General features: G+C 40.9%; 4 protein-coding genes. All 4 read right to left on the bottom strand.

The annotated features are described in order from the left end of the window. Nucleotides 1–600, bottom strand: a 600-nt coding sequence (locus AC1DSB_RS14725; protein WP_477586982.1) for a GTP pyrophosphokinase, incomplete at its 3' end; no start/stop codon positions are given. Between the two features lie 402 nt (nt 601–1,002). Continuing rightward, nucleotides 1,003–2,400: a decarboxylating NADP(+)-dependent phosphogluconate dehydrogenase gene (gene gnd / locus AC1DSB_RS14720; protein WP_477586981.1), complete on the bottom strand. Its 1,398-nt coding sequence runs from the start codon at nt 2,398–2,400 to the stop codon at nt 1,003–1,005. An 18-nt stretch (nt 2,401–2,418) separates the two neighbouring features. Continuing rightward, nucleotides 2,419–3,765 carry a GntP family permease gene (locus AC1DSB_RS14715; protein WP_477586980.1) on the bottom strand — a complete coding sequence of 449 codons (1,347 nt, stop codon included), beginning with the start codon at nt 3,763–3,765 and terminating at the stop codon, nt 2,419–2,421. Nucleotides 3,766–3,783: 18 nt separating this feature from the next. Further along, nucleotides 3,784–4,646: FGGY-family carbohydrate kinase (locus tag AC1DSB_RS14710; protein ID WP_477586979.1), on the bottom strand; the 863-nt coding region annotated here is incomplete at its 5' end.

The following is a 4,646-nucleotide window of genomic DNA, read 5'->3' as shown; positions in this document are numbered from 1 at the left end:
GTCCAGTAACGAGGAAGCATTGGATAGCTCAATTAATTGTTTTTGAGCTTCTTCTGGTATCGATTCACCTTGATATTTATAGTTGAGTTTATGTTCTGTTGATGCCCAAAAATCCATAGCGGATGTTCGGATTTGGATTTCCGCGGGAACCCATATCACTTCATTAGATAAGATGACTTGCGTTTCTACAACAAGATGAAGGCTTTTGTAGCCACTCTTTTTAGGTTCTTTAATATAGTCTTTTACTCGAATCATGCGAATATCTTCACGCTGCTCGATATGTTCCTTCAGCAAATATACATCATCAATAAAGCTAGTGACAATTCGGACTCCAACAATATCTCGTATTTCTTGTTTAATAGATTCTTGAGTCAGCGGTATTTCTTTATTTTCAATCTTCTCAACCAATGACATAATAGTTTTCAAGCGTGTTTTCATATGCTCAATGGGAGAGTATCCGTGTTTCGATTTCCATTCAAGATCAATAATATTGAAATCACTCTTCAACTCATATAATGCCATCTCATATGGGATGAAAAAGCCTTTCCAATTTTTTAATACCGTTTGCACTAAATCGATCTTATGTATCTCTGGATACATATTAAACACCCCTTGATTAAAATCACACTTTATTATCCTGTCATCATATCACAGGTGGTTTGAATCGGAAAGATATATGAGAATGACTAGCCAGGGGATGAAATGCTTGGAGAGCTCCAAAACTTGCTGTCTTTGCAGTAGCAATGAATTATGCTGATATAGGCGTTAGCAGACCCCCCCGCAGCGAAGCGAGGAGGCTGAGGCAACGCCCGCGGAAAGGGAGGCGTTTCAACGATTTTCTTTTTTATTGGACAACCCAATCTGGGAATAGTCAATAAAATCGCTGGATTGCTGATGTTCTCTTGGGTCTACTGTCAATCGGAGTATTAGCGAGTTGAATCAAAATATAGAAAAAGACGACTGAACAAAAAATTTCAGCCGTCTCTTGCTTATTAAACTTATTTATTTCCAATTCGTGTGAAAAGAGCCTTCCATATCCGTACGTTCATACGTATGTGCCCCGAAATAATCACGTTGTGCTTGTAATAGATTGGCGCTGGATTGTCCCGTTCGGTAGCCATCATAGTAGGCGAGCGCTGCACTCAGCGCTGGGAAAGCCATGCCAGACATCGTGCTTTCAGCCAAAACTTTTCTCATACCTGTTTGATATTCTTTCGTTTTTCCAACAAAGTATGGAGCAATCAATAAATTATCTGTCGTTGACTGTTCTTCATACGCTTCACTGATTGTGTTTAAAAATTCAGCGCGAATAATGCAACCACCACGGAAAATAAGTGCGATATCTTTTAACGGCAAGTTCCAGTCATTCAGTACTGAAGTCATTTTATATTGGGCGAACCCTTGTGCATAAGCACAAATTTTCCCCATATATAATGCTTGTCTTACGTATTCAATCCACAATTCCCGATCTAAATCTTCATTCGCCAGTTTAGGCCCAGCTAATATGGTTGAAGCATGAACTCTTTCCGATTTCTGGTGGGAAATGTAGCGGGCAAATAGCGATTCCGCAATGATGGTAACAGGAATACCATGGTCGATGGCTTGCACGCTCGTCCATTTTCCTGTCCCTTTTTGTCCCGTTTTATCTAGAATCACATCCACAAGTGGCAAACCTGTTTTTTCATCCACTTTTCTTAAAATATCCGACGTGATTTCAACCAGGTAGCTTTTTAATTCCCCATGGTTCCACGTTTCAAAGATATCTGCAATTTCGTCTAGAGGTATATGAAGTCTTTCTCTCAAGAAAGAATACGCTTCCGCAATGAGCTGCATATCCGCATATTCAATACCGTTATGGACCATTTTCACAAAATGGCCAGCGCCTTTTGGCCCCATATACGCACAACAAGCCTTTCCATCTACTTGCGCGGCAATTTTAGTCAGAATAGGTGCCACTTTTTCATACACTTCTTTATCTCCACCAGGCATGATAGAAGGACCTTTTAGTGCTCCTTCTTCACCACCAGAAACCCCTATGCCTAAATAGTCGATTCCCTTGGACTTCAATTCATCATATCGGCGTAACGTGTCTTCGAAATGAGAATTCCCGCCGTCCATAATAATGTCTCCCGGTTCCAGATAAGGTACTAATGATTGAATGACAGAATCTACGATATCACCTGCAGTAACCATAAGAAACACTTTTCTTGGAGATTGCAGAGACTGAACAAATTCTTCTACACTATAATAGCCATTCACTTGTTCTGTTTCTTGCAAGAGTAGGTCCGTTAAATCTCTCGTATAGTTATAGACTGCTACCTTTTCACCTTTACTAGCCATGTTCAACGCGATGCTCTTTCCCATTACACCGAGACCTAAAWCACCAATCGTGTTGTTCATATCTAATCCAATCCCTTCTTATACGAATAAACTTAACAATAGAATGAATAGTAATCCCGATACCGAAATAATGGTCTCAAGCAATGTCCATGTTGCAAACGTTTCTTTTAACGTTAAACCGAAGAATTCTTTAAACATCCAGAAGCCAGCATCATTTACATGTGATGCTATTAAACTACCTGCACCAGTTGCTAGAACTACCAACGCTAAGTTGACGTCTGTTGCACCTAACATCGGAATAACCAAGCCTGCAGTAGTTAATGAAGCAACAGTTGCTGATCCTAAAGAAATACGCAAAATGGCAGCAATAACCCATGCAAGAATGATTGGGGAAAGTGTGCTGTCACTAAACAATTYAGCTACATAATCACCGACTCCACCATCAATCAACACTTGTTTAAACGCACCACCACCACCGATAATCAGTAGCATCATTCCTATACTTGCAATGGCACTAGAGCATGAATCCATGATGGATTTCATCGGGATTTTGCGTGCCAATCCCATTGTATATACTGCTAGCAATAATGATAGAAGCATCGCTGTTGAAGCATTCCCAACAAAACGAACAGTTGCAAATACAGCGTTATCTTCAATGCCATTTGTTTTTTGCACCATTGTGATGACTGTTGCAATGGCCATTAGGATGACCGGGAACATAGCTGTGAATACACTGATTCCGAAACCAGGAGTTTCTTCAAGCTTAAATGTTTTTTGTTCACCAAGTGAGGCGATATCACCTGTTTTATTGAATGAGTTCGGTACGATTCGTCGTGCAATTTTCGTAAATATAGGTCCCGCTATAATTACAGTCGGGATCGCAATGATGAAGCCGTATAGCAATACTTCACCGATATTCGCTCCGTATTCACCGGCAATAACTGTCGGGCCCGGATGCGGCGGCAAGAAGCCGTGTGTTACGGATAACGCAGCTACCATCGGAATTCCCAAGTGTAAAATGGACACTTTCAATTGCTTAGAAATTGAAAATACGATTGGAATTAATAACACTAATCCTACTTCGAAGAACAAAGCGACACCGATAATGAATGAAGCCACTACCACTGCCCATTGGATTCTTTTCTCCCCGAATTTATCAATCAGGGTCATCGCGATGCGTTGTGCACCACCTGCATCAGCAATCAATCTTCCCAACATAGCACCCAGTCCAAATATCAATGCCAAATGACCAAGCGTACCGCCAAGTCCACCTTCAATGGATGCAACAATGCTATCAAGCGGCATACCTAAAGCTAATGCAACCCCAAATGCAACAATAATCAATGAAACGAATGTGTTCAATTTAAAGCCCATGATCAAAATAAGTAACGAGACAATCCCTATTGCAACAATAATTAACGGCATGACAATACCCCCATTTTCTTAGTTATTATTTTTTATTAACCTTCTTTGATACTTAGCGATACTTGTATATTCTCTTTCCAAAACTCTGGACAAATTAATAAATATGGGTAGCAGCTCTCTATATTCCTGTACATCGGATTCTATAGGAGTGTGCTTGAATGTACTGCCAATCATATCGGAAACCACATCAAACGAGTCAATTTCACCTGTAGCATAAAGTCCTAAAATACATGCCCCAAGACAAGAACTCTCATAACTTTCCGGAACAACAACTTCAAGATCGAATATATCTGCCATCATTTGGCGCCAAACATCTGATCTTGCGAAACCACCAGTTGCCTGAATTCGAACGACCGGTTCATCCATCACTTCAAGCAATGCCAAAAATACGGTGTAAAGATTATAAATTACACCTTCTAGGGCAGCCCGAATCATATGTTCTTTTTTATGGGACATCGTCAGTCCGAAAAATGAACCTCTAACGTCAGGATTCCATAACGGTGCACGTTCACCTGCCAAGTATGGATGGAACAGCAAACCATCTGCACCTGGTCTTACACGTTCTGCTATTTTGGTTAACACTTCATATGGATCAATGCCAAGTCTTTTCGCTGTCTCCACTTCTGCAGAGGCAAATTCATCTCGGATCCATCGAAGCACCATACCTCCATTATTTACAGGCCCGCCAATGACCCAATGTTTTTCAGTCAATGCGTAGCAGAAGATGCGTCCCTTTTCATCTGTTTGTGGATGGTCAATGACCGTACGGATGGCTCCACTAGTACCGATTGTAACGGCCACTTCCCCTTTACCAATCGCATTCACACCTATGTTTGAAAGCACTCCATCGCTTGCTCCAATGACAAATGATGTTTGAGGAC

Source organism: Paenisporosarcina sp. P4_E4_2, from assembly GCF_056401595.1.
Note: the sequence above shows the minus strand (reverse complement) of the source record. Positions and strands in the feature narration are given on the sequence as shown.